The 24016-nt window shown below is 47.7% G+C and carries 27 protein-coding genes; 1 reads left to right on the top strand and 26 read right to left on the bottom strand.

Features of this window, described 5'->3' with window-relative positions; translation table 11 throughout:
• Positions 1 to 68: 68 nt before the first annotated feature.
• The 5 genes from bshA to ACFYU8_RS01700 are packed head-to-tail and all read right to left on the bottom strand — an operon-like array spanning position 69 to position 3464.
• Complete coding sequence (gene bshA / locus ACFYU8_RS01720) at positions 69 to 1202, bottom strand: N-acetyl-alpha-D-glucosaminyl L-malate synthase BshA (protein ID WP_390296413.1); 1134 nt, start codon at positions 1200 to 1202, stop codon at positions 69 to 71.
• 16 nt (positions 1203 to 1218) lie between these two features.
• Positions 1219 to 1914: a bacillithiol biosynthesis deacetylase BshB1 gene (gene bshB1 / locus ACFYU8_RS01715; protein WP_390296415.1), complete on the bottom strand. Its 696-nt coding sequence runs from the start codon at positions 1912 to 1914 to the stop codon at positions 1219 to 1221.
• Entirely contained in the window at positions 1911 to 2321 is a 411-nt protein-coding gene (locus tag ACFYU8_RS01710; protein ID WP_390296417.1) for a methylglyoxal synthase, read from the bottom strand. The genes bshB1 and ACFYU8_RS01710 overlap by 4 nt, the downstream gene beginning before the upstream one ends.
• Before the next feature lie 50 nt (positions 2322 to 2371).
• Positions 2372 to 3124 (bottom strand): 4-hydroxy-tetrahydrodipicolinate reductase, encoded by a 753-nt coding sequence (gene dapB, locus ACFYU8_RS01705; RefSeq protein ID WP_390296419.1) that lies wholly within the window; start codon positions 3122 to 3124, stop codon positions 2372 to 2374.
• On the bottom strand, positions 3117 to 3464 hold the full coding sequence (locus tag ACFYU8_RS01700) for a nucleotide pyrophosphohydrolase (protein ID WP_390296421.1): 348 nt from the start codon (positions 3462 to 3464) through the stop codon (positions 3117 to 3119). Before ACFYU8_RS01700 ends, dapB begins: the two co-directional genes overlap by 8 nt.
• Before the next feature lie 215 nt (positions 3465 to 3679).
• Between ACFYU8_RS01700 and ACFYU8_RS01695 the strand changes: the two genes are divergently transcribed.
• On the top strand, positions 3680 to 4537 hold the full coding sequence (locus ACFYU8_RS01695) for a YitT family protein (RefSeq protein ID WP_390296423.1): 858 nt from the start codon (positions 3680 to 3682) through the stop codon (positions 4535 to 4537).
• 59 nt (positions 4538 to 4596) lie between these two features.
• On the opposite strand, the gene ACFYU8_RS01690 is transcribed toward ACFYU8_RS01695, so the two are convergent.
• The 21 genes from ACFYU8_RS01690 to trpE form a co-directional block, all read right to left on the bottom strand.
• Positions 4597 to 5412 (bottom strand): sporulation protein YpjB, encoded by an 816-nt coding sequence (locus ACFYU8_RS01690; RefSeq protein ID WP_390296425.1) that lies wholly within the window; start codon positions 5410 to 5412, stop codon positions 4597 to 4599.
• A 48-nt stretch (positions 5413 to 5460) separates the two neighbouring features.
• Positions 5461 to 6060 (bottom strand): DUF1405 domain-containing protein, encoded by a 600-nt coding sequence (locus ACFYU8_RS01685; protein ID WP_390296427.1) that lies wholly within the window; start codon positions 6058 to 6060, stop codon positions 5461 to 5463.
• Positions 6061 to 6136: 76 nt separating this feature from the next.
• Positions 6137 to 6928, bottom strand: coding sequence for a menaquinol-cytochrome c reductase cytochrome b/c subunit (locus ACFYU8_RS01680; RefSeq protein WP_390296429.1), 792 nt, complete (start codon positions 6926 to 6928; stop codon positions 6137 to 6139).
• 28 nt (positions 6929 to 6956) lie between these two features.
• Positions 6957 to 7628 (bottom strand): menaquinol-cytochrome c reductase cytochrome b subunit, encoded by a 672-nt coding sequence (qcrB, locus tag ACFYU8_RS01675; RefSeq protein WP_390296431.1) that lies wholly within the window; start codon positions 7626 to 7628, stop codon positions 6957 to 6959.
• A gap of 1 nt (position 7629) precedes the next feature.
• Positions 7630 to 8148: a Rieske (2Fe-2S) protein gene (locus tag ACFYU8_RS01670; protein ID WP_007716590.1), complete on the bottom strand. Its 519-nt coding sequence runs from the start codon at positions 8146 to 8148 to the stop codon at positions 7630 to 7632.
• A gap of 252 nt (positions 8149 to 8400) precedes the next feature.
• Positions 8401 to 8823, bottom strand: a complete 423-nt coding sequence (locus ACFYU8_RS01665; RefSeq protein WP_390296433.1) for a DUF2487 family protein — start codon at positions 8821 to 8823, stop codon at positions 8401 to 8403.
• Positions 8824 to 8912: 89 nt separating this feature from the next.
• A complete protein-coding gene (locus ACFYU8_RS01660; RefSeq protein ID WP_106837506.1) occupies positions 8913 to 9128 on the bottom strand; it encodes an IDEAL domain-containing protein in 216 nt (71 codons plus the stop codon).
• A 9-nt stretch (positions 9129 to 9137) separates the two neighbouring features.
• On the bottom strand, positions 9138 to 10256 hold the full coding sequence (locus ACFYU8_RS01655; RefSeq protein ID WP_390296435.1) for a hypothetical protein: 1119 nt from the start codon (positions 10254 to 10256) through the stop codon (positions 9138 to 9140).
• 103 nt (positions 10257 to 10359) lie between these two features.
• Positions 10360 to 11307, bottom strand: coding sequence for a tetratricopeptide repeat protein (locus tag ACFYU8_RS01650; protein WP_390296437.1), 948 nt, complete (start codon positions 11305 to 11307; stop codon positions 10360 to 10362).
• A 128-nt stretch (positions 11308 to 11435) separates the two neighbouring features.
• Positions 11436 to 12086 carry a zf-HC2 domain-containing protein gene (locus tag ACFYU8_RS01645; protein WP_390296439.1) on the bottom strand — a complete coding sequence of 217 codons (651 nt, stop codon included), beginning with the start codon at positions 12084 to 12086 and terminating at the stop codon, positions 11436 to 11438.
• Complete coding sequence (locus tag ACFYU8_RS01640) at positions 12083 to 12673, bottom strand: RNA polymerase sigma factor (protein WP_390296441.1); 591 nt, start codon at positions 12671 to 12673, stop codon at positions 12083 to 12085. Before ACFYU8_RS01640 ends, ACFYU8_RS01645 begins: the two co-directional genes overlap by 4 nt.
• Before the next feature lie 147 nt (positions 12674 to 12820).
• The gene (locus ACFYU8_RS01635) at positions 12821 to 13942 is read right to left on the bottom strand and encodes an amidohydrolase family protein (RefSeq protein WP_390296443.1); all 1122 of its coding nucleotides are present in this window, start codon (positions 13940 to 13942) and stop codon (positions 12821 to 12823) included.
• Positions 13943 to 14261: 319 nt separating this feature from the next.
• A complete protein-coding gene (gene aroA / locus ACFYU8_RS01630) occupies positions 14262 to 15545 on the bottom strand; it encodes a 3-phosphoshikimate 1-carboxyvinyltransferase (protein ID WP_390296445.1) in 1284 nt (427 codons plus the stop codon).
• 91 nt (positions 15546 to 15636) lie between these two features.
• Positions 15637 to 16740, bottom strand: coding sequence for a prephenate dehydrogenase (locus ACFYU8_RS01625; protein WP_390297367.1), 1104 nt, complete (start codon positions 16738 to 16740; stop codon positions 15637 to 15639).
• A gap of 69 nt (positions 16741 to 16809) precedes the next feature.
• On the bottom strand, positions 16810 to 17904 hold the full coding sequence (gene hisC, locus ACFYU8_RS01620) for a histidinol-phosphate transaminase (RefSeq protein ID WP_390296447.1): 1095 nt from the start codon (positions 17902 to 17904) through the stop codon (positions 16810 to 16812).
• Positions 17905 to 17933: 29 nt separating this feature from the next.
• The gene (trpA, locus tag ACFYU8_RS01615; protein WP_390296449.1) at positions 17934 to 18752 is read right to left on the bottom strand and encodes a tryptophan synthase subunit alpha; all 819 of its coding nucleotides are present in this window, start codon (positions 18750 to 18752) and stop codon (positions 17934 to 17936) included.
• A gap of 2 nt (positions 18753 to 18754) precedes the next feature.
• Entirely contained in the window at positions 18755 to 19975 is a 1221-nt protein-coding gene (gene trpB / locus ACFYU8_RS01610) for a tryptophan synthase subunit beta (RefSeq protein ID WP_390296451.1), read from the bottom strand.
• A complete protein-coding gene (locus ACFYU8_RS01605; RefSeq protein ID WP_390296453.1) occupies positions 19938 to 20606 on the bottom strand; it encodes a phosphoribosylanthranilate isomerase in 669 nt (222 codons plus the stop codon). The genes trpB and ACFYU8_RS01605 overlap by 38 nt, the downstream gene beginning before the upstream one ends.
• Positions 20603 to 21403, bottom strand: coding sequence for an indole-3-glycerol phosphate synthase TrpC (trpC, locus tag ACFYU8_RS01600; RefSeq protein ID WP_390296455.1), 801 nt, complete (start codon positions 21401 to 21403; stop codon positions 20603 to 20605). Before trpC ends, ACFYU8_RS01605 begins: the two co-directional genes overlap by 4 nt.
• Positions 21393 to 22418 carry an anthranilate phosphoribosyltransferase gene (gene trpD, locus ACFYU8_RS01595; protein WP_390296457.1) on the bottom strand — a complete coding sequence of 342 codons (1026 nt, stop codon included), beginning with the start codon at positions 22416 to 22418 and terminating at the stop codon, positions 21393 to 21395. Before trpD ends, trpC begins: the two co-directional genes overlap by 11 nt.
• Positions 22412 to 23926: an anthranilate synthase component I gene (gene trpE, locus ACFYU8_RS01590; RefSeq protein ID WP_390296459.1), complete on the bottom strand. Its 1515-nt coding sequence runs from the start codon at positions 23924 to 23926 to the stop codon at positions 22412 to 22414. Before trpE ends, trpD begins: the two co-directional genes overlap by 7 nt.
• Between the last annotated feature and the right edge of the window lie 90 nt (positions 23927 to 24016).

The raw sequence follows: 24016 nt of genomic DNA, 5'->3' as shown, positions 1-24016 counted from the left end.
TATGGATTGTTCATTTTTATTTCCAAAGTGCATCAGCTAGCCAAAAGCTCAATCTTACGTTCAAAAGCTTAGTTTTTCACCGGATCGCTTGCCAGCAAGTTAGCATAAAGAGCTTCATACTGAGAGGCAATCGTTTCGTGACAAAACGTTTTGCAGGATCGCTCAATGCTATTCGCCGAGAATTCGCGGTATAGCTCTTCATTTTGCAGGAGACGAATCGTTTCTTTCGCCATGCCTTCAACGTCCCCAATCGGGCGCAAGAAGCCGTTCACACCATCCAGGACGACTTCAGGCAAGCCTCCTGCCACCGTAGCGACGACAGGCACGCCGCAAGCCATTGCTTCCAATGCGACGAGTCCGAAGCTTTCCTTTTCTGATGGAAGCAGCATGATGTCTGCCATCGACAATACCTCAGCGACGTCTTCTTGCTTGCCGAGGAAGCAAACATCGTCGCTCAGACCGAGCTCAGCGATCATCTTGCGGACCAGACCCATTTCGGGACCTTCGCCAATGAGGATCAGTCTGGAAGCCATTTCTTCACGTACGCGCGAAAATATTTCAATCACATCCGGCACTCGTTTGACCGGACGGAAATTAGAGATATGCATAAGAATTTTTTCACCATTCGGTGCAAATACCTTTTTCAGCTTCGTAACCTCTTTTGGGTAATAACGCCGCTTGTCTACGAAGTTGTACACGGGGACAATTTCCTTTTCAACATGCAACAGCTCTTTCGTCTGCCTGATCAAATCATTGGACACCGCGGTTACCAAATCGCTTCGCTCAATGCCGAAGCGGATCATATCACTCAAATTCGAGTCATAACCCAGAACAGTAATATCCGTCCCGTGCAAGGTGGTCACAATTTTCAAATGATCCCCTACCATTTGCTTGGCAAGGAACGCACACAACGCATGTGGCACAGCATAATGCACATGTAATAAGTCCAGGTTTTCATTTTTCGCCACTTGCGCCATTCGGTTCGCCAAGGTCAAATCATAAGGTGGATATTTAAAAACATCATAGTTGTTCACTTCTACTTCATGATAAAAAATATTCGGGTGAAACGCACCTAAGCGAAATGGCATTCCACCTGTAATGAAATGGACTTGATGTCCTCGCTCGGCCAATAGCTTGCCCAGCTCTGTGGCTACTACCCCCGATCCGCCCAATGACGGATAGCAAGTAATCCCGATCTTCATACAGTGTCACTCCTTCTCACAAGCTCTTTAATACATACGGAGCTGCACTGACAAATCCTTCTACGTAAGCTACACCAGCCTGCTGACCAAACAGTCGCTCTCGATACTCGACAGACTCCAGATACCCGTTGGTAAGCGGTGTTTGAACGCTGCCTTCTTCTAGCTCAAACTGACTGCGGTAGCAACGCAGCGCCTCCATTTTTTGCGGATAAACAGCGGTGATATCCACGACAACCTGAGGCGTGACAGTGGAATTAATAAAGTAGTAAAGGAATTGCGAAGGTCGATAGGCAGGCAAAGAAGGCTCCGGCAAATACTTGCGGATGCCCGCATTAAATACCGCCTCTCGAACGATCCGGCTTACGCTTTCGTGATCTGGATGACGATCTGAATAATAAGGCGCAAGCACAATGGCTGGGCGTGTTTCGCGAATCACCTTTACGACACGTTCAATCGCACTTTCCCTGACAGCTTCCAAGCCACGATCAGGTAGACCAAAATTATATCGAGCAGCCACTCCCATCACCTGGTCAGCTGCAGCCGCTTCTTGCTGCCTTCTTTCAACCGTTCCATTCGAAGACAGTTCAGCGTAGGTCAAGTCGAGAATCCCCACACGCTTCCCCTCTTTGGCTGCCAAAATCAGACTGCCTGCCGCGCCTATTTCGACATCGTCAGGATGCGCGCCGATTGCCAAAATATCGAGTGAACTCATGCTTCATTCTCCTCATGCACCACTTCACGCCAATCCAGTTGTCCCAGCTCCAAAGCCTTCAGCATGATTTCTGCCGAACCGAGATTGGTAGCAAACGGAATCTGGTGCACATCACACAGTCGAAGCAATGCGATAATATCAGGCTCATGTGGTTGAGAAGTCAGTGGATCACGCAAAAAGATAATCAAGTCCATCTCATTGCGGGCGATCATCGCTCCGATTTGTTGATCGCCTCCTAATGGCCCTGACAGAAACCGGGTTAAGGACAGCGACGTAGCTTCCATGATTCGCGACCCAGTTGTTCCTGTGGCATACAGGTCGTGTTTTGCCAAAATGGATTCATAGGCCATCGCTAGTTGCACAATCTGTTCTTTCATTCGATCATGGGCAATCAATGCAATCTTCAAGAAAACCTCTCCCTTTATGGCTGGGTATCGTCTGTATGTTAATCAAACGTTTAATCAATCAGATGCTCCAATCCGTAAATCAATCCGTTCATATTCATCACGGCTTTAATGGCCATATTCACACCTGGCATGAATGATTCCCGGTTAATCGAATCATGACGAATGGACAGCGTTTGGCCTGTTGCGCCAAACAAAACCTCCTGATGAGCAACCATGCCTGGCAGACGGACACTATGAATCCGGAAGCCTTCGTAGTCAGCGCCGCGAGCACCTGGAATCGTTTCTACCTCTTCCGGATGCCCTTGCTTGAGCTCTTCTCGAACGGCTGCGATCATCTCGGCCGTCTTCAAAGCAGTTCCGCTTGGCGCATCCAGCTTGCGGTCATGATGTAGCTCGATAATTTCCACATGCGGCATATATTTTGCCGCCATTGCGGAAAACTTCATACATAGAATCGCTCCGATCGCAAAATTCGGGGCAATGATGGCACCTAGTCCCGCTTCTTTATAGCGTTTTGTTATTTCTTGCAGCTGCTCTGTTGTCAGCCCCGTTGTTCCGACAACTGGTCTCACACCACGAGCCAGACAGAGCTCCATATGACGATACACCGTATGCGGTGTCGTAAAGTCTACTAAAACATCCGGCTTCATTTCGTCCAGTTGTTGATTGATTTCCGCTTCGCTCACACGCGTGTCTAGATTGCCTGTAAAAACGAGAGTGGTATCCTGCGCCAGCATTTTCACTACTTCTTGCCCCATTCGACCATTTGCGCCTGCAACTGCTACACGGATTTGTTTAGTCATGCTGCTCGTTCTCCTCTATTTTCGTCCAGCGATCTTTATCGCGAGTATTAAACTTGTACATAATACGATCAAACGCTTCCTGCAAATCGATTCCGAGTGAGTTTGCGAAACAGATTACGATGAAGAGTACGTCACCCAGCTCTTCCTCTACTGTTTTTTCGCCCTCATCCTTTTTCTTCGGTTTTTCCCCATAGAAATGGTTAATCTCTCTGGCTAATTCACCTACTTCTTCCGTCATCCTAGCCAGCATCGAAAGCGGGGAAAAGTAGCCTTCTTTAAATTGCGATATGTATTGATCAACTTCTTGCTGCATCTCTTGCATAGTCTTTTTCCGTTCCATCCGCCCACTCCTTTTTCACATACTTCTCTCTTTCACCTATCGTACTAAAAAAGGCTTCGTTTGCCAAATCACAATACTTCGTCTTTCCAGCATATGGACAACCAAACGAGCGTTCATTTATAATGGCTTTCGGATAGCCCTCAGGTAACACAAGTATTACCTGCACATCAAGTCCGGGGGGAAGCCTTTTCCTGGTCCGGCGAACAGGAGGAAATATGAAAATTCGTCTTGACAGTATCATTGCCATTATCATCGGTTCTGCCATTATGGGATTCGGTATTAACGCGTTTAACATTCCCAACCACCTAGCTGAGGGCGGTATCACTGGTATCAGTATTTTGATCAAGCTGTTAGTTCCTGCTGTGGATCAGGGAATCGTCTTCTTTGTCCTGAACATACCGTTATTTTTCTTGGGCTGGAAAATTCTTGGACGAACTTCTTTTTTCTACACGATTTTGGGAACGGTTTCTCTCTCCGTCTTTTTATCCCTATTTGATGGTGTCCTTCCGTTGCCGATGAAAGATCGCTTGCTCGCTTCCCTGTATGCTGGGGTAGCGGTTGGTGTCGGTCTAGGGATTATCTTCCGTTACGGCGGGACAACCGGTGGTGTGGACATCATTGCGAGACTGCTTCAGAAATACATGGGTATCAGTATGGGGAGGACATTGTTTTTCGGAGACATCTTGGTCATTGGGGCGTCCCTCGTCTATTTGAATCTGGAAAGCGCTATGTATACCCTCGTCGTCGTCTTTATCGCAGCACGTGTCATCGACTTTTTCCAGGATGGCGCGTATGCAGGAAAAGCACTGACGATCATATCCAACGAAGCAGATAGCATCGCCAAGCAAATCCTCGATCTAGGTCGAGGTGTGACACTCTTGGCGGGTAAAGGTGCCTACTCTGGCGATGAAAAGAAAGTCATCTATGTGGTTGTCAGTCGAAACGAAGTCATGCGTTTTAAAACGATTGTGCAAGAAATTGATCCGCATGCTTTTGTCATCGTCAACGATGTGCATGAAGTTCTCGGAGAAGGCTTCACGCTTGATGAAAACAAGAAACCGCTTCACGACTAGAACGAAGCAGCACAGCAAAAAACCTTGCCTATTCGTACAGGCAAGGTTTTTTGCATCCATTAAGTCGAACGGATTTCTCCGTCATATTTCTTCCATGCCACATAAGACAAGGCCATGACCAAAGCAATCGAGATCGATGTGAGAATTACAATAGGTGAGTCTGGCCGCATCATCAAACGAGCGAACGTACTCTTCTCTTCTCCCACAAAAGCCACTTGAAAAGAGCTGTTCAATTCTCGCAACGCCTCTCGTACCAGTTGCCAGTCTACTTGGGAGTTCCGCATCTCTTTGGATATAATATCGTACGCAACCGTAATCGAGGACATTTGTCCCTCCGGAAGCTGAATACTCATCCCCGGCTTAATAGCCAAAAATAATCGGTAATTCTCATCGAACTGTTCACGAAACTGACTGAAATTCCGCTCAACAGCCGATAGCTGCAGGTTTTGGACCTGTGTTACGAGAGAAGGATAGTAGCCGCGCCACATCGGCTGGTGATCATGCGTCAATGCGTCTATGGCGATACGGACCCGCGTGGCATGCCACAGCAATTGCTGTTCACTTGCGTTCGTGGAAGCAAAACTTTGCTTGGCTGCCAGTATGGACTGGGTCACTGCATTCAAACTCTCAATTCGTATCGGATTGGGCAAATGCTGGTTCGGGAATCGTTCCGCAAGTTGTACAATGCGCTGCTCTGCCCCTTCAAGATCTCCCTTTTTTGCATACGTCAGTAACTCATGCGCAATTTGATCCAATGCTGCCAACTGCTTTTCTTCTATCGGTTGATTCAGCTTCGAGTACAAATTATGAATGGGCCACGACAAGAACAACCCGATCATGAGAAAGAATAATAAAAACCGGATGTTTTTCTTCAACGCAAATAACCTCCTTCCCTAGTACAGCCTATGGAAAGGAGGACAAGATTAGACCTTATTTGTCGTATACTTCATATTCACCCACCAGATCACCGAGATGGAGATCAAACTGAGAAGCACCGTAAACAAACCAACGAAGCCCTCATACGGATCCAGCACACTCGGCAGCCACGGATGGATGTCCATGACGTAATCGAGAAAGTCATTATTTAGTGTCCACAGCGCAGCGATTCCTACCGGCAGAAGACTTAGCTTGTAAAAACGCGCATACAAAACAGATTCCACAGCCATGCCGGTGTGGGAAATGATCAGCATCACGTCTGTCCAACGCACTTCATTGCCCATCATCCAACCAGCCACGATAATGCAGACGGCCCAGACACCATACTTAAAATTGGTGATGCCAGCCAAAGCTTCCAGTACAGGAATGTGGCGACCCAACAAATAGGTAAGGAGTACAAGCGAAAAAAGTCCGCTACCTGTCGGGCTGTCCGGGACAAAAGGAATCAAATACGCTGGTGTCTCAGCAAGTTGGTTACCATACCACATGAATCCATATATGGTTCCCAAAAAGTTGACGACGAACAGCGTCCAAAGAAACCACCTTTTGCCCAATGATTGCCGAAACCACTCCCATATCCAGATCATGTATAATCGTCTCCCGCTGTGTACGCCGCTAACGAAAAAGCTGACCGCATTACCAGCCAGCTTTTCCCCTATTAGCTTATTTCAAGCTAGCCATGTATTCAGCCAGCTTTGCGATTTCCGCGTCATCTTTGATCAAACCGGCTGGCATTCCGCCTTTACCGTTCTTGATGACGTCAGTAATCTTAGCTGCATCCAAAGTTGCACCGATTTTTTGGAGGTTTGGCCCCATGCCACCCTCCATGTTTTTACCATGGCATCCCATACAGCTTGTTTGCGCTTTCCAAAGTGCATCTGCTTTAAAGCTAGTGTCTGCAGGAGCAGGTGCTGTTGCACTAGAGCCCTCTTTGCCACCAGTTCCTTTGCCTTTACCTGGGTGAGCCAGATGATATTCATGGTTTGCCGCCCAAGTCAGGTAGAAAATACCAACGAGTGCAGTCAGCATCAAGCCAGTAGCAACTGGACGCTTGCTAGGACGACGCTCTTTGCTGGTATCCAGCCAAGGCGCCAGCATCAGTGCACCAAATGCGATACCTGGAATAACAACGATTCCAAGAACGACCCAATCCCCTGCAGCCCATGGATATTTCAGCAATTGATACAGGAACAAGAAGTACCAGTCTGGCAACGGAATGAATGATGTATCATTCGGGTTTGCTTTGTCAGTCAACGGCGACGGATGAGAAACCGTCAACACGAGGAAGCCAACTAAGCAGACGGCTGCCACCATCCACTCTTTCAACAGGAAATTTGGCCAGAATGGCTCGTTTTTACCTGGAAAGTCAGAGTAGGATGGAGAAATGTTCGGGATACGCTTCGCCGATACTCGGGAATCTCCGACGAAGGTAGCATCTTTATCTTGTTTTGCCATGCTATTTCCTCCTTTTTTCGAAGACCGATTATAGTGGACCCGAGATACCTTGCGAACGAATCATAACAAAGTGAGCTCCTAACAGACCAAGCAGAGCGCCTGGCAGGAAGAACACGTGAATCGCGAAGAAACGGGAAAGGGTTTGCGCCCCTAGAATGTCTCCGCCTGTGAGCAACGTTTTTACATAAGGACCAATAAATGGTACAGAGTCTGCGATCTGTACACCTACCTTGGTCGCAAAGTATGCTGTGTTATCCCAAGGCAAGAGGTAGCCTGTGAAACCGAGACCCAGCATAACGAAGAAAATCAGTACGCCGACTACCCAGTTCAATTCACGAGGCTTTTTGTATGCACCTGTAAAGAATACACGCAGAGTATGTAGGAACATCATCACGATTACCAAGCTGGCACCCCAGTGATGCATACCGCGTACAATTACCCCGAACGCTACTTCGTTCTGGAGGTACTTAACGGATTCGTAAGCATTGATAACGTCTGGTACATAGTACATCGTCAAGAACATACCAGACAAGATTTGAATAACGGTAATAAAGAACGTAAGTCCACCAAAGCAGTAAACAAAAGCGGAAAAATGATGTGCCGGGTTCACGTGCTCAGGTACTTCGTGGTCAGCCAAGTCACGCCACATCGGAGTGATGTTTAAGCGTTCGTCGACCCAATCATACATTTTTTGCATCATTTTAGCCGTTCACCCCCGGACGAGGATTTGCTTTTACTTTACCTAAATACAATTTTCCGTCTTTGACTTCTGTCTCATACTCATCAAGAGAGGCCGTCGGTGGCGTTCCCAAAATGTGCTCGCCATTGATCGAATAACGACCCATGTGGCAAGGACAGAAGTACTCATTTGGTTGTCCTGGGCCAGTTCCCCAGTCAACCGTACACCCTAAGTGCTTACAGATCGGGGACAGAGCAAGAATCTCACCCTTGTCGTTCTTGGTAACCCATGCAGTAAGTGTAGATTCTGATTCATACCAACCGTCCTTGGTATGGACCTTGAATTCAACGCGTTTTGGCACGGCACTAAACTCATCCGGACTGCCGACAGCTACTTTATCTCCACCTGCATGTCCTTGCAGAAGGGGGTCTACCGCAAAGCGAATCATTGGGGTGATCATTCCCGCAGCAAGGAATCCGCCAGTTCCCATCAGGGCGTAGTTCAAAAATGTACGCCTGGAAATTTCGCGTTTGTCTCCCATATCTTTTTTCCCTCCTTATCCTGTAAAATAGCGCTACGATGGCATTTTCATACATATACACTAGGTCAATCCCAATCATAGCTAACGCCTATAAAGATGTCAAGAATGTCCAGTGGACATGTCTTTACCCAAACGATGTGTGACAGGATATTGTTGCCAGATTGTCAAATTTAAGACCTTGCCCCACCCATTTTTCTGTAGTATTACCGGAAAACGCTTTCTCTATTGCGTCTCTTTTTTAAGTCAAAACGATTATCCCCGCCCTGTTTGCCACATCTTTATGACCTCTTTGTACAGCACATCTACGGTCACTTCAAATCGCAAAGAAGATTCCAGGTCTTCATCCCCTACCAATAAAGTCAATACGCCTTCTTCTGCTCGTTCCTTTAATTGAATCTGTTCTCCACGAAAATGAAGCACTACTTTATAGGGGAATTCCGCCGGTGTTCTTTGCTCCAGCTCTTCTTCTGCGATTTGATAGCTTAACGGAAACAGCAGCACGCGTCCCTTCAGCCGCTGCTCAATCCCAGCAGCTACATTTAATAAGTAGTTCGTGCGTACAACATGCTCTTCTACTTTTCTGTCCGAGCTGTACAAATAAAGAGGGAGCAGCGCGGTATCCACAAAGGACCGCAACTCCTCCCAGTTTTCAAAATCGTTCAAGTTCCACTGCATAGAGCCGTCTCCTCATTTCCTTGTTCATTTCTGGAAACAAGCGTACCATGAATGGTCGGAGACTCGCAATAACGCATACGATTATGTAATTAGGCTTGCTCGTAAGCCATGATTTCTTTTAATTCGTCTGTTAACCGCAAAAACAGCTCTTTGTTTTTCGTTGCCAGTGCCTCATCAATCTCCTGGATTAGCGTGCGCTTGCGATATTGACGCATCTGCTCGTCTATCACCATTTCAGATAGTAAACCGGAAACCATTTGATTGTTCGTTCCGTACGCGTTGGAATAGAAATTCGGCCACTCCATACCCATCCCTCACTTCAATAAAATAGTCGTTTCGGTAAAACCATTGTATTTTCGAAGCCAAGTCTGGCTCGCATACGTTGCGGTGTATAACCACTGCTCCTGGTCGTCTTGACCAACGCGCAACAATCCCAGATGCACCATCATCTTGCATACCCGATTCACCAAGATATCTGTGGGCGAATCGTAGTAAAACTCTTTCATCCAATGGAGCAGCGTGTCCATCAGCGATTGCTGACTTACCCAACCACCCGAGGCGATCAATGGAATGAGCTGAACCAGCATCGGCAAGTTCGGGATAGCCCGCTTGTACAGCCTCATCCAGAAGCGAATGACATCATGGTACATTTGATCGTTATACGTTTGCTCCAGTCGCTCCCTGCCTGCATCCGTTAATGCTACCTTGCCGTCCACTTCTACAATCCATCGGTGATAGTAGCAGAAATCGTATAGCAACGAAAAACGGTCAGGGTATAAATCAAAGTGCAGACCGTACCCAAAACGCCATTTTTGCGGCAATAGCGGCTCTTCTTTTACGTACAAAAATTGAAAAAGCTGCTGCTGATGACGCTTGTACATGCCACCTTCTGCGGTTAGCGGCACTGGCTCCTGCTGGAGAAATTGTAAAAATTGCATGATATCATCGCATAGAGCTGTTCCCTCATCCCTATAAGCTTGCGGACCGGGATGAACTAATGCGTTTGACTCACGCCACTTTGTCAGCCACGCTTGCAAGTACGGTTCACGGATGTCCAGCGGAATCTGATACTGCCCTACTGTTTTACTTTTCGCCGGAAAAATCCATCCTCGTTTCATTGCAGCAGCAACAAACTTCCGTCCTTCCTCCTGCTTCTTTTCCTTTTCACACTCCAGTGCCACCCCGGCCTTCGCCAACAAATCCTCAAGCGACATGATCGTACGCTTGTCCAGGAACAATTGGAGCAAAAAATGGGTCTCCGCACTGCTCAGCTGCTCAACTTCTTGAGAGATTGTCAACCTGTGCCTCAAGCTAGACAGCAGTGACGTAATCAATTCGTTTTTGGAATGAGGGTTGCATTCGCATCCGTAATGGTTGGCAATCTGATGGAGCTGCCGGATATCGGTGTACACCAAAATCTCAGCCAAGTTCATCTGTGCATCCCTTCTTTACGATGGCTTACTTGTCTCTCATTCTTACCAAAATGCGGAAAAATAAACAGGAAGGCACCGAAGTGACTTCCTGTTTAGCGATTTTTTATGATTGCTCGTCGGATTCTTGGTCCCACAAGTCATGAAGCTGTTGGTATTCTTTCGCTTCCTCATAGCGCCCCGCTTGAGTCAAAAGGGCAATCAGCCTACGGATTTGATCCAAATCGAAACCTGACAAAGATACATATTGCTTCAAAGCCTCAATAGCCGCTTCTGTTTTCCCCATCGAAAGATTCACATCTGCAGCTAATGGGTAAGCAGCCACATACTCCTCGTCAACCGCCTGCAAGCTGCTGACCAATTCTGCTGCTTCATCCAGGCGTCCTACGTGGAAGGCCATCAGGGCGCATCCGTAAAGTACTTCTGGCGAGCGGTCCATGACCAGCGCCTGACGGAATACTTGGTAAGCCTGTTCGAATTGACCGCTTTGTGCGTACGAGCGCCCCTTCGTCAAAAGCATGGACAGACTCTCATCCCCGGCTTGTTCTAAGAGCTTCATTGCTTTCTCGTCTTCTCCAATACGGAAATACATATTACCCAACGCTGCCATAATATCTTGGTTATCTGGCTCTTTTAGTCTCGCTTGCTCCAAATACTTGACCGCTACTTCATCTAAATCTTGGAGTGAATACAGATCCGCTAGCAACAAGTCAAGCTGGATGCTTTCAAAGCCAGATTCTTTGCATTCATAGAGAAGATGTTGCGCCGTTTCAAAATCACTGGAGTCCAAAGCAATTTCCGCCAACAACAGCTGGCATTCTCTGCGCAAAGAGGAATCCATTTGTGGATTTTTGGCCATGACATCTGTCAGCAATTGACTCGCCTCTTCCAAATGACCGAGTCGGTACCAGACCTCTGCCAAATACATCATGACATCCGGCAAATCTTTTCCATGTTCCTGAACCTTTTGCAAAGCGGTCAAGCCCAACTCCACTTCATCGTTTTCGATCCGTTTAATCGCTTCGTCTATGACAACCAGCCACTTTTTCGGCATTTCTTTCACCTCATATGTATTTTGCGTGGCCTTGTTGCTCTACGTGCTTGTTGAACAACCACTCTAATAAAATAGCCACAAAAGACCGTCCGAAGACGGTCTTTTCTTTTACTCTTGATCATATACCATTACGCTCGCGTTAGCCAGCTCATTGTAAGAACAGTGATAAGGATTCCAAAAATACTAAGTACGATGCTGTAATTCGGCTTGGCTAAATCAGTAGAAGACGGCTTCCCATCGAGCGGTACGATCGAAGCAGTGGCATGTTCCAACGAATCTCCATGCGATGTATATGCCTGTGCTTCTACCACGTATGTACCGTCGTCTGTTTGCATGGAAGAGGAAATGACTTGCGCTTTTGGCGCGTTAATTTCCATAACTTCTCCGTTTATAACGAGAGAATTCGCATGCTCCGTGGTACTTGTATTCACATATAAAGTGAAAGAAAAGACCATGAGCAACAAAACAGCTACACTCGCAGCCATGCGTCGCATTCTCGCTGTCACGCTGAAAATTTTTCTGCCAATCGGGATCGCCCACTGCTCTTCTGATAAAATACGGGCCATCACCGCGTCTACAATGGAACGTGATGGAGTTACTGAATGGTATTCTTCTTTATCCATCTCCATCCACTCACCACTGTCCGACCAAATCTCATAGTCGGAACGACAGGCATAGCATGCCGCCATATGGTGATCAACCCGGCGTTGGGTCACCTCAGGCAACAGATTTTCGGCGTATTCAGGCAGTATTTCCTGAACTTCTTCACATCTCATCATCGATTCATCCCTTCAGCTTCATCCAAATGAGGGTCCAGGATGTAGGTTTCCAACTGTCCACGAATACTTTGCCGCGCTCGAAACAGCAAAGACTTCACAGAGCTCACTGTTAAATCCAGAATCGTAGCGATTTCTGTGTAATCCATTTGTTCGTACTCGCGTAATATCAGCGCTGAGCGTTGCTTCTCTGGCAAGCTGTTGATTGCCAGTCTTACCATGCTCTCCCGTTCATTCCGGAGCAAAACTTGCTCAGGCAGCGACTTGGGAGAAGCCATAGGCACTTGCAACGTATCATCCAGATACACGTCAGAATTGCGGCTCTTGCGCAATTCACTAAGCACGGAGTTGCGTGCAATCGTATAGAGCCAGGTGGAGAATGTAGCTTCTACATCTCGAAAAGAATGAATGCTCTTATACGCCTTGTAAAACGTCTCCTGACATATATCCTCCGCTATATGCTCTAAATGTGCCTGACGCAAAAGATGAGTGACAAATGAGAGGATCTTTTTTTCATATCGACGAATCAGTTCAGCATAGCATTCCAGATTACCTTCTTTAATCTCTCGGATAAGCTGGGAATCGGTCATGATCAGGATTACCTCCTTGCGATTCCGATCCCTCAGCGGCCTTTTGCATAATTAGACTGCTGGGGATGTAAAAAGTTGCGCGACCTTACGATTCTTTTTCTCGTCTGTCTGCTGGAAACCATTCACGAAAAAACCCCCAAACCGGGGTTATATGACATAAGCGTAGGGCTTCGTGTCGAATAAGCACTTACCCATACCAATCAAAGGAACAAATCGCATATCTCGATATATCCATTTACCGTTCGACATAACAGATGTTGGAAGATGCATTTCACTAAAATTGAGAATAGTGGAAAGATCAATCTTTGTCAACCAGTTTTCCTTTTTCAGGAAAACGATATCAGCGTCTGCGCCAGTTGTCAAGCTTCCTTTTCGCGGATACAGTCCAGTTGCTTTTGCAACATTTGTCGAAGTGAGCCTGACTAGCAAAGAAAGCAATTCTTCAGGCGTGCACCAGCTCTTTCGCGTATCAATCCGCACATCGTGAATCGGAGACGCTACTTGCCAGCTCCCAAACCATTGACGATGTAATTGACGAAGACCTTGATCCGTCACTTCAGCAGGCAAACGAAAGATATGCAGGTACGGGTCATTTTCTTCAAGATGAAAGGCTGCTTGAGAATCAGTAATGACAGTACGTAACCGCCAATAACGAGTAGCCTCCATCCACATCTGGCGAATGTGTTCCCGTTGTTCTTTTTTCAAGAACGGATCATTTTGCACCTGCATGTGAAGGATCGTATGTTTAGACGTATGAAGTTGCAAAAGCGTTTCCCATTTTATTGTGGAAATTTCTTCTGGATTTCGAATCGTGACATGAAACGAAGAGCAACCATGGTTAAACCACTCTGCTAAGCGGTCACCGTGCAGATCAGCGACATCGATTTCCACGTGCCAAACATAATCCAACAAGCTATTGAAATGCTGAGTTTGTTGATAGTGAATTTGCGGTCTGCTCATCCAACGTTCCGGTCGGAAGACGTCTACCAGGCTTGTACATCCATAGCTGATGAGATTTCGCATGGCTTCTATATATACATCTACCTCTTTGATTTTATACAACGAATGTGTCGGGAGTGCGACGAAACCAGGCAAAAGATACATACCGGTAGCATCTATTTCTTCAAATGAATCGTTGAAGGGGTTTTTCGTCAAGGTATCTTTTGCAATTCGTACGATTTTCCCATGACGAATCCAAATATCAGCTTCTTTCATTTCAAGTGCTGTGACAATCGTTCCCCCGCGTATGACCATCCCTCGCTCCAGCATAGCTCGTCCCCCTCCCGCTTCTTATGTACACACTACTCTTGTACGAGCATATGCAGCAAAAGGGGAAAAAGTACTTATTAGGGCCAAAGCGCTTTTTAAACAAAAAAAGACCGCCGTTGATGTAAGCGCATTCAAACGACGGTAGCACACTCGTGCTTTCTTATATTGGATAGGAGTGGAGAGAAACCATACTGTATTTTTATAATAAACGGAATGTAAGCGCTTGTCAAATCATTTTTGCTAAAATTCGGAACGCTTTCTCTTCGCGACAAAATAAGAAGCCTGCTTCCCTATAGAGGCACAGGCTTCTATTCATTCTTTACTTTTGACTAATTTTCACAAGCAGCTCGTGGAAGCCAGGGAACGATACATCAATCGCATCATCATTTTCGATCGTCGTCTCACCTTTGGCAACTAGACCTGCGATCGCCATCGCCATGCCAATTCGGTGATCGCCCATGCTATCGATGACAGCTCCTGTCAATTCTGTCTTTCCTTCGATGATCATTCCGTCATCGGTAGGTGTCACTTTCGCACCAAATTTTGACAGTTGATTAACCACCGTTGCAATACGGTCTGTCTCCTTTACTTTCAGCTCTTCGGCATCACGGATAACGGTTTGCCCTTTTGCCTGCGTCGCCATGACAGCAATCACCGGAATTTCATCAATAAGACGTGGAATGATATCCCCGGCGATTTCAATACCGTGCAACTCCGAATGTTTCACGAGGAGGTCTGCAACCGGTTCTTCATTTACGACTCGCTCATTCAACAGCTCCAGGCTTCCCCCCATAGCTTTGACCACATCAATGATGCCCGTGCGGCTTGGGTTGATTCCGACATTTTCAATCAGAAGAGAGCTACCTGGTACGACCATCACAGCTGCAATCAAAAAAGCAGCGGAAGAAATGTCACCAGGAACAGAAATGGCACGGCCCTTCAGCTTTTGTCCGCCTTCTACTGAAACGGTCAAGCCATCACGTACAACTTGTACACCAAATGCTTGCAGCATAAGCTCTGTATGATCGCGGGATAAATGCGGCTCTGTTACACTCGTCACGCCTTTTGCTTGCAACCCTGCCAGCATAATCGCTGACTTCACTTGTGCGCTTGCAACTGGGGATTGATACACAATCCCTTGAAGCTCCCCACCACGAATGGATAGCGGTGTGAACTCGCCGTCTTTTCTTCCATCGATTTTGGCGCCCATTTGACGCAGTGGTCCGATCACACGGCGCATTGGTCTTTTGGCAATGGACTCATCACCTTCCATTACTACATGGAAAGGCTGTGTCGCCATGATCCCTGCCATCAAGCGAATGGTCGTACCAGAGTTCCCTACTTCTAAATGCTGAGATGGTTCCTGCAAGCCGTACCAGCCTTTTCCTTGTACGGTTACGGCATCCCCTTGTTGTTCTATCTCGATCCCCATCCGACGGAAGCAGCTAATCGTGCTCAAGCAATCGGCCCCCGGCAAAAAGCCTTCGATGGTTGTGGTTCCTTCTGCTAGAGCTCCAAACATAACTGCACGATGGGAAATAGATTTATCTCCTGGCACCCGAACGGTACCTTTGATTTGTTTGGCTTGTTGTACGCGAAGCATTTCTTCCACTCCTTTTCTCTCTCACGCTCACTCAGATCACCAGTCGCACTGTGAAGCGTCTTCGTTGTAAAGTGTTTTTGCATAAAAAAACTTATGTGCGCTTGTATACATTGTAATCGAAAAAGCGAAGAACTTCCTCTCCCTTTTCCAACTCTTGTTGCGAATGGAATGTAATGCGCAGCACCCCAAAAATGTCTTCCCGCGTCTCTCTGATTTGGAGATTCGTGATGTTGATTTCTTTTGCACCCAACAGAGTCGTGATTCGTCCGATTTCGCCCGGGTTGTCTGGGATATCGATATACAAATCGTTCAATGGAGGCAATGCCCCCGTTTTGCGCTCAGGCAAGCTGTCGCGGAATTCACGTGCCGTTTTGAAGAAATGCTCGATTCCTTCTGGATCTCCCTTTTCTACGAGGTGAACGACATCTTCCAATGCGTTTGCCCAATCTTTTGCGATTTTCAGGATGGGATCGCGGTTTTGCACCAAGATGTCGCGCCACATCTGAGGGTTGCTCGATGCAATGCGCGTAATGTCACGGAAGCCACCAGCAGCAAGAGTTGCATGCCAAGCATTTTCCTCATCGTACTCTGCCACCAGATTGACCAGAGCCGAAGCGAGAATGTGCGGAAAATGACTGACTGCACCCACGACCTGATCATGTGATGCCGCGTCCATTTGCACAACCTTTGCGCGTGTCAATGTGAGTAGTTCAGATAATTGCTTTACTTTTTCTTCAGGTGTTCCCGGAGCTGGTGTCAAAACATAGTAGGCATTTTCCATAAGACGGTCAGAAGCAGCTTCCACGCCGGATTTATGCGAACCAGCCATCGGATGTCCGCCAATAAACGTAACGTGATCGGGAATGACATCTACCGCTTGTCTGACAATACCTGCTTTTGTACTGCCAACATCTGTAATGATCACACCAGGCTGCAAATCCATTTCCACTAACGAACGAATGGTTGCAACGATTTGCTCTACAGGTGATGCGAGGAAAATAATATTTGCTTCTCGAACTGCGGTTTGCAAATCTGTCGTGCCAGCATGAATGACACCAAGAGTCAGTGCTTTATCCAAACAATCCTGACGTACGTCGTAGCCAACTACCCGAATAGTTGGATCGCGTCGCATAGACAGTGCGATTGAGCCGCCGATCAGCCCCACGCCGATTACAGTAATGGTGGTTTTTTTCATCTCCACTCTCTATCCTTCCTTCATCTCTCTTAGACAAAAATGCCGAGGCATGCCCGGCATCTTCGTCCTTTATTTCAATGCTCCAGTCACGATTTCTTTTAATACAGAAAGAATCTTATCATTTTGCTCTTTTGTCCCGATGGTAATGCGTTGAAAACCTGGGAAGCCTAGCGCATTACCAGAGCGAACGATAATGCCTTGAGAGAGCAGCTTCTTGAATACTTCATCGGAATCCTTTTTCACATCAACCAAAATAAAGTTGGTCTGAGATGGATAGTAGGAAAGTCCCCACTCGTCAAAGGAATCAGTAAACTGCTTCATGCCTTCACGATTACGCTCACGGCACGTTTTCACAAATTCCTGGTCTTTTAACGCCGCTCGTGCTGCTACTTGGCCAAGGGTGCCTGTATTGAACGGCTCGCGCACATGTTCCAGAGAGGAAATGAGCTCCTCTGTAGCAATACCGTAGCCGATACGAAGAGCAGCCAGACCGTAGATTTTAGAGAACGTACGCAAAATAATCAGGTTCGGATACTCAGCGAGCATCGGTACTGTTTGTGGATATTCCGGATCAACCACATACTCGTAGTAAGCCTCATCCAAAACGACCAGGACATTTTTGGGAACCTTTTTCAGAAAAGTTTCCAACTCGGATGTCGTTACAATCGTGCCAGATGGATTGTTCGGGTTACATACCCATACGACCTTCGTCTGATCGTTGACAGCTGCCGCCATCGCTTCAAGATCGTGAACGCCATCTTTCAACGGCACCTCAATCAGGTCCGCTCCTTCAATGATCCCATTCGAGCGATATTGCGAGAACGTTTGCGTCGCCATGACTGCGTTTGTTCCTTCGCCCAGAAAAGCACGAGAGATCATCAACAGAATTTCATCAGACCCGTTGCCGAAAAACAATTGGCCTGGTTTGACCCCGAGGAAATCAGCAAGATCCCAGCGCAGATTAAGGCTTGCACCGTCTGGATAAAGGGCCAAATTATCCAATTGTTCCGTAATGGCGGCTTTCGCCTTCGGTGAGGAACCAAAAGGATTTTCATTGGACGCCAGCTTGATGACTTCAGTCAAACCAAATTCACGTTTGACGTCATCAATGGGCTTGCCAGGTTGATAAACCGGGGCATTGAGTATGCGTTGTTTCGGTTGCATCCACGTTCACTCCAGTCACATTTTTCCCACTATTGTAGCGCACTGGCTAACTGATGTACAAAGGTTTTTATTTTTTCTACAGCTTGCGGCATTTGTTTGGGGTCTTTCAGCTCTTCAACATGCTTCTCGATCTGCTGTACGATGGCACTTCCCACAATCACTCCATCTGTATGGGGTGCTACTGCTCTTACCTGATCCGGCGTGGAAATTCCGAAGCCTACCGCAGTAGGAACTGTTGTGCTCGCCTTTACTCGTTCCAGAAAATCTGCCAAATCCTCTCGCAGGTCCACGCGGGCACCTGTCACACCGAGCGATGATACACAATAGAGGAATCCGGTTGCTTGCGCGCCGATCGTATTGATTCTGGAATTGGAAGTTGGTGCCACGAGCGAAATGACATGAATGCCATGCTGTTTTGCTGCGGTTACTGCCGGACCGTTTTCCTCAATGGGCAAATCAGGAATGACAACACCGTCAGCACCAAAGACAGCGAGATCGGCAAAGAAGCGCTCGATACCATATTGTAAAACCGGATTGAAGTAGGAAAACAGGACGATGGAAGCCTCCATGCCTGATTCGCGGAGCCTTTTGACTAATTGCAAAGCATCTCCGATCGTCACGCCATTTTCCAGCGCGCGCTCTGAAGCACGTTGTATCGTTGGTCCATCTGCCAAAGGATCGGAATAAGGGACACCGAGCTCGATGAGATCAGCGCCCGCTTCGACCATCGCTTTTACCAGGTGGAAGGTTGCTTCTATGGAAGGATCGCCTACCGTTAGGAACGGGATGAATCGCTTGCGATCTCGATCGGCGAATAATTGATCGATTCTATTAAGAGCTGTCGTCATGATTACTCTCCCCCTCCTGTTGTCAGCGCTTCTTGAATAGTCAGTACGTCCTTGTCGCCTCGACCGGACAAACAAATAACGAGTATTTTGTCTGATGACATCTCTTTCGCACGTTTTATCGCTTCCGCTATCGCATGTGCGCTCTCCAATGCTGGGATGATGCCTTCCGTTTGGCAAAGCACTTGTACTGCCTCGAGTGCTTCCGCATCCGATACCGATGTATAGGTCACTCTTCTACTGTCTTTGAGATAAGCGTGCTCAGGTCCTACTCCTGGATAATCCAAGCCAGCCGAAATCGAATGAGCTTCTTGCACCTGTCCGCATTCATCCTGCAACAAGTAGGTCAAGGAACCGTGGATGACTCCCGGACGTCCAAGTGTTAGTGTTGCCGCATGCTTTTCGGTATCGATTCCTTTGCCTGCCGCTTCTACCCCTCTGAGCGCGACAGACTCATCCTGAATGAACGGATAAAACATGCCAATCGCATTACTGCCGCCACCTACGCAAGCAACGACCTCATCCGGAAGCCTTTTGAGCATTTGCAGGACTTGACTGCGAGTCTCTTCTCCGATAATTTTCTGGAATTCGCGTACGATGTACGGATACGGATGTGGGCCAACCACAGATCCGATGACATAAAACGTTTCATCTACGTGAGAAACCCAATGGCGAATCGCTTCGTTTGTCGCATCTTTCAGTGTACGTGAGCCGGAAACCGCAGGGATGACTTCGGCACCAAGCAGCTTCATCCGAAAAACATTCAATGACTGGCGGCGAATATCTTCTTCCCCCATGAACACCTTGCAAGAGAGTCCGAGTTTTGCCGCAACCGTTGCACTTGCTACTCCGTGCTGACCAGCGCCCGTTTCTGCAATAATTGATTTTTTGCCCATCCGTTTGGCAAGCAGTGCTTGGCCTAAAGCATTGTTCAATTTATGTGCGCCTGTATGGTTGAGATCTTCTCTTTTCAAATAAATTTGAGCACCACCGACCGCTTTCGTCAAACGATCTGCATAAGTAAGCGGGGTTGGGCGTCCAGCATACTCGCTGAGAAGTCCGTTCAATTCCTGAACAAATGCCGGGTCACGGCGAGCTTCTTCAAAAGCGATCTCGAGCTGTGTCACTGCATTCATCAAAGTTTCCGGAACAAACCTGCCTCCGAAGGCACCAAATCGCCCGTTTTCGTCAGGCACGACTCGCGTAGTTGTTTGACTGTTGTTCATGCGCCTTCACCCTCTCCACCAATACTTTTATTTTTTCGGCGTCTTTTTCGCCATCCGTCTCTACTCCACTGGACACATCGACAATCCCTGCTTGATACTGTCCCATTAATTCTCCTACATTCTCCGCATGAATCCCTCCAGCGATAATGCAGTCTGCTTCCTTGCATGCTGTTTGCAAAGTAGGGATTTGCTCCCACGAAAACTTTTTCCCTGTTCCACCTGCTTGACTAGGATCATACGTATCAAACAAAAAGGCACTGACAATGCCTTGATAGGATTGGATTGCTTGAGCAGCATCCTCTTCTCCGCCTACTGCCAACGCCTTCCATACCGGAGTAGCAAACCGCTCCCGGACTTGTTGGCAAAATTGTGGCGTCTCCTGTCCATGCAACTGGATCACGGATAAAGGCGCCTCGTATAGTACTTCCTCCAGCTCTTCCATCGTAGGATTCACGAACACACCTACAGCGGGAGGATGGCCCGGAACAGCTGCAAGTAATTCTCCAGCAGTTTGTGCATCAACTTGTCTCTTACTTGACGCAAAAACAAGGCCTACGTAATCGACATCCAGCTCTTTTAACAGCGAAAGTGTTTCCGCTCGCTTAATCCCACATATTTTTAAACGAGTCATACACGCACCCCCGGTGCTACTTCTCCCACGAGATCAATGACTGCGCGCTCTACGTCTTTTTGTCGCATAAAATGCTCTCCAACCAACACAGCCCTGGCTCCTGCTTTTCGTACATTCTCAATATCCGCTGGTGTCGAAATCCCACTCTCGCTAACGACCGTCAATGATGTAGGTAGTTCTGCAATCAACTCATGCGTAACGGCAAGGTCAGTTTGAAACGTATTTAAGTTTCGATTGTTGATCCCGAGCAATTTGGGTTCCATCGCTTGAAAAACAAGCTCACATTCACGTTTGTCATGGACCTCAACCAGTACATCCATACCCAGCTCCTCGGCAGTTTGGTTCAGGTGACGAAGCATTTCCTGATCGAGAATGGCAGCAATGAGCAACACACAATCTGCGCCAGCTGCCCTTGCTTCGACGACTTGTATTTCATCAAGAAGAAAGTCTTTTCTGAGTAATGGCCGATCGATTGCCTCGTGAATTTGCCGCAGATAGCTCAAGCTCCCTTGAAAAAAGGACTCGTCTGTCAAAACAGACAAGCATTCTGCCTGAGCCGCCTGATAAGCCTTCGCTATGGTTACTGCCTGGAAATCAGGTCGGATTAATCCTTTGGACGGAGATGCTTTTTTCACTTCGGCAATCACGCTTACAGGCCGTATACTCGTCTCCAAAGCGTGACGAAACCCACGTGGACGTTGGACTTCTTTCGTTGCTGAAAGCAATGCTGAAACCGTTGTTTCTGTATAAAGACGTGCGATCTCTTCGCGTTTCTTTTCTACGATTTTACGAAGCATGAATCATTCCTCCTGCGATGTGACGAACGTGCTCGAGCTTGCGCATTACCAGTCCGCCGTCGATTAGTTCCGCTGCACGTATAACCCCTGTTTCAATCGAGCTAACACGATCTGCAAGGTAAAGGATCGCTCCCGCATTCAGCAAAACGATGTCGCGTGCTGCCCCGCGTGCACCGGAAAACACATCGTGAATGATCTTGGCATTCTCATTCGCATCACCGCCGCGCAAAGCATCCTTTTCGTGTCTGCGCAGACCGAACTGCTCAGGCTCGATTTCATAAGTCAAAATACGTCCATCCCGCAACTCGGCAACATGGCTCGTTCCCGTGACCGTCAATTCATCCAAACCATCCGAGCCTGCGACAACGAGCGCTCTGTTCACATCCAGCTCATTCAAGACTGCGGCTACATTTGGAAGCAATTTGGCATCATAGACGCCCATCAGCTGATGGCTGGCACCTGCTGGATTCGTCAATGGTCCAAGTAAATTAAACACCGTGCGAATCGCCAATTCTTTTCGTGGGCCTGCCGCATGCTTCATCGCTTGGTGGTACAGGGGAGCGAACAGGAAGCAAAGATTGGTCGCACGCAGGCAGTCTGCCGCGTCCTTTGGAGATAAATTGACTGGCACTCCCAACGCTTCCAACACATCAGCGCTACCGCTTTTGCTGGAAACCGCACGATTGCCATGCTTGGCGATGCGTACCCCGTCAGCTGCTGCGACAAGTGCACTCGCCGTCGAAATATTAAAGGTATGGCTACCGTCGCCGCCTGTTCCGCAGGTGTCTACCAAGCCTGGCAGATCGATCGGAAAACTCATCGCCCGCGCTCTCATGGCTTTGGCAAAACCGATAATCTCTTCCACTTGCTCGCCCTTCAAGCGAAGACTCGCTAAAAATGCACCAATTTGAGCCGGAGTTGCCTTTCCGTCCATAATCTCGCCCATGGCCTCTTCTGCAACCGTTCGTGTTAAGTTCTTGCCAAGCAGAATTTGTTCCAGCGCGTATGTTAGCATGACAACTCCACCTTTCTGACAAACATCTGTTCAGCTTTTTCTAACGCAGAGAGCATCGCTGCTGCTTTGTTCACCGTTTCTTGATATTCACTCGCTGGGACCGAATCCGCTACGATGCCTGCACCTGCCTGTACATGTGCGTAACCATCCTGAAAGAACAAGGTTCGAATCGTGATGCAGCTATCGAGAGAACCATCAAACGAAATGTAGCCGATGGCTCCCGCATACAGATGGCGTGCATCAGGCTCGAGCTCTGCAATAATTTCCATTGCCCGCAGCTTGGGTGAACCAGATACCGTACCAGCCGGAAAGGCACTCAGCAATGCATCGAAAGCGTGCAGTCCCTCACGAAGCTTGCCAGTCACATGCGAAACCATATGCATCACATGGGAGTAGTTTTCAATAACCAATGCTTCTTCCACTTTCACGCTTCCGTAAGCAGAGACCTTTCCTACATCGTTGCGACCTAAATCCAGCAGCATGTAGTGCTCGGCTCTCTCCTTTTTATCTGCCAAAAGATCCGCCGCCAACGCAGCATCTTCTTGTGGGGTCGCCCCTCTTTTTCGCGTTCCTGCAATCGGCCGCATCTCTACTTTTTCATCTTCTACACGCACGAGCAGTTCTGGTGATGTCCCGACCACTGTCTCGCCCTCGTATTCGAGATAGTACATATACGGTGAAGGATTCAACGTACGCAGCAATCGATACACCGCAAAAGGATCGACATCTGTCTTTACAGAAAAACATTGGGACAACACGACTTGAAAAATATCGCCGGCTGCGATGTATTCTTTCGCCTGCACGACTAGCTGCTCGTATTGCTCACGCGTCATATTTGGCTGTACGGTCAATGGCGTTGGTGTATCTGCCGCTACTTGAATACGTTGATCCATTTCAAGCGGAGCCGAAACTTTTGTAGCCAGTTCCTCGATTCGTTCACAGACTTGCTTGTATTTTTCGCCAATGATGTCTGCGGTATCGCCTGGCTCCACATGAAGGTTCACAATCAATTGAATTTCCTGCTTCAAGTGATCAAATGTGATCATCTCGTCTACGAACAGAAAGCGCATATCCGGCACTCGTACAGCTTCCTTGCGATGCGCAGGCAAATTTTCGAAGTAGCGCAGCGTATTGTAGCCGAAAAAGCCTACTGCACCTCCACTGAGACGAGGCAGCCCCGGCAGCTTCGGGCTTTTGTAGCGATCGGTTTCTTCACGCAAAAAGGACACGGGATTTCCTGTCTGGACAAGCTTTTCACCAGTGCGATAGGAAACGGTGATTTCTTCACCTTTTGCTTCCACGATCTGAAAAGGATTCATACCAATGAAAGAAAAACGCGCCCAACGCGCACCACCTTCTACACTTTCCAATAAAAAGGAATCACTCGTGCGAATCTTCTGATACAAGCGAATCGGTGTTTCCTGATCCGCCAACAGTTTCATGCTTACAGGGATAAGGGAATACGACGCCGAGAGGGTCTTAACCTCGGCAAGGGAAGGGAAATACATGGACTCTCATCTCCTCAATTAGTGGGAGAGAAAAGGGAATGAGACATCCACCTTTTCTACACCCGCTTCCTAGAGCGAGAGGTAGGGGGA

Origin of the sequence: Brevibacillus sp. NPDC003359 (genome assembly GCF_042878995.1) — a bacterium.
GTDB lineage: Bacteria > Bacillota > Bacilli > Brevibacillales > Brevibacillaceae > Brevibacillus.
This window is presented reverse-complemented; position numbering and strand designations above follow the sequence as displayed.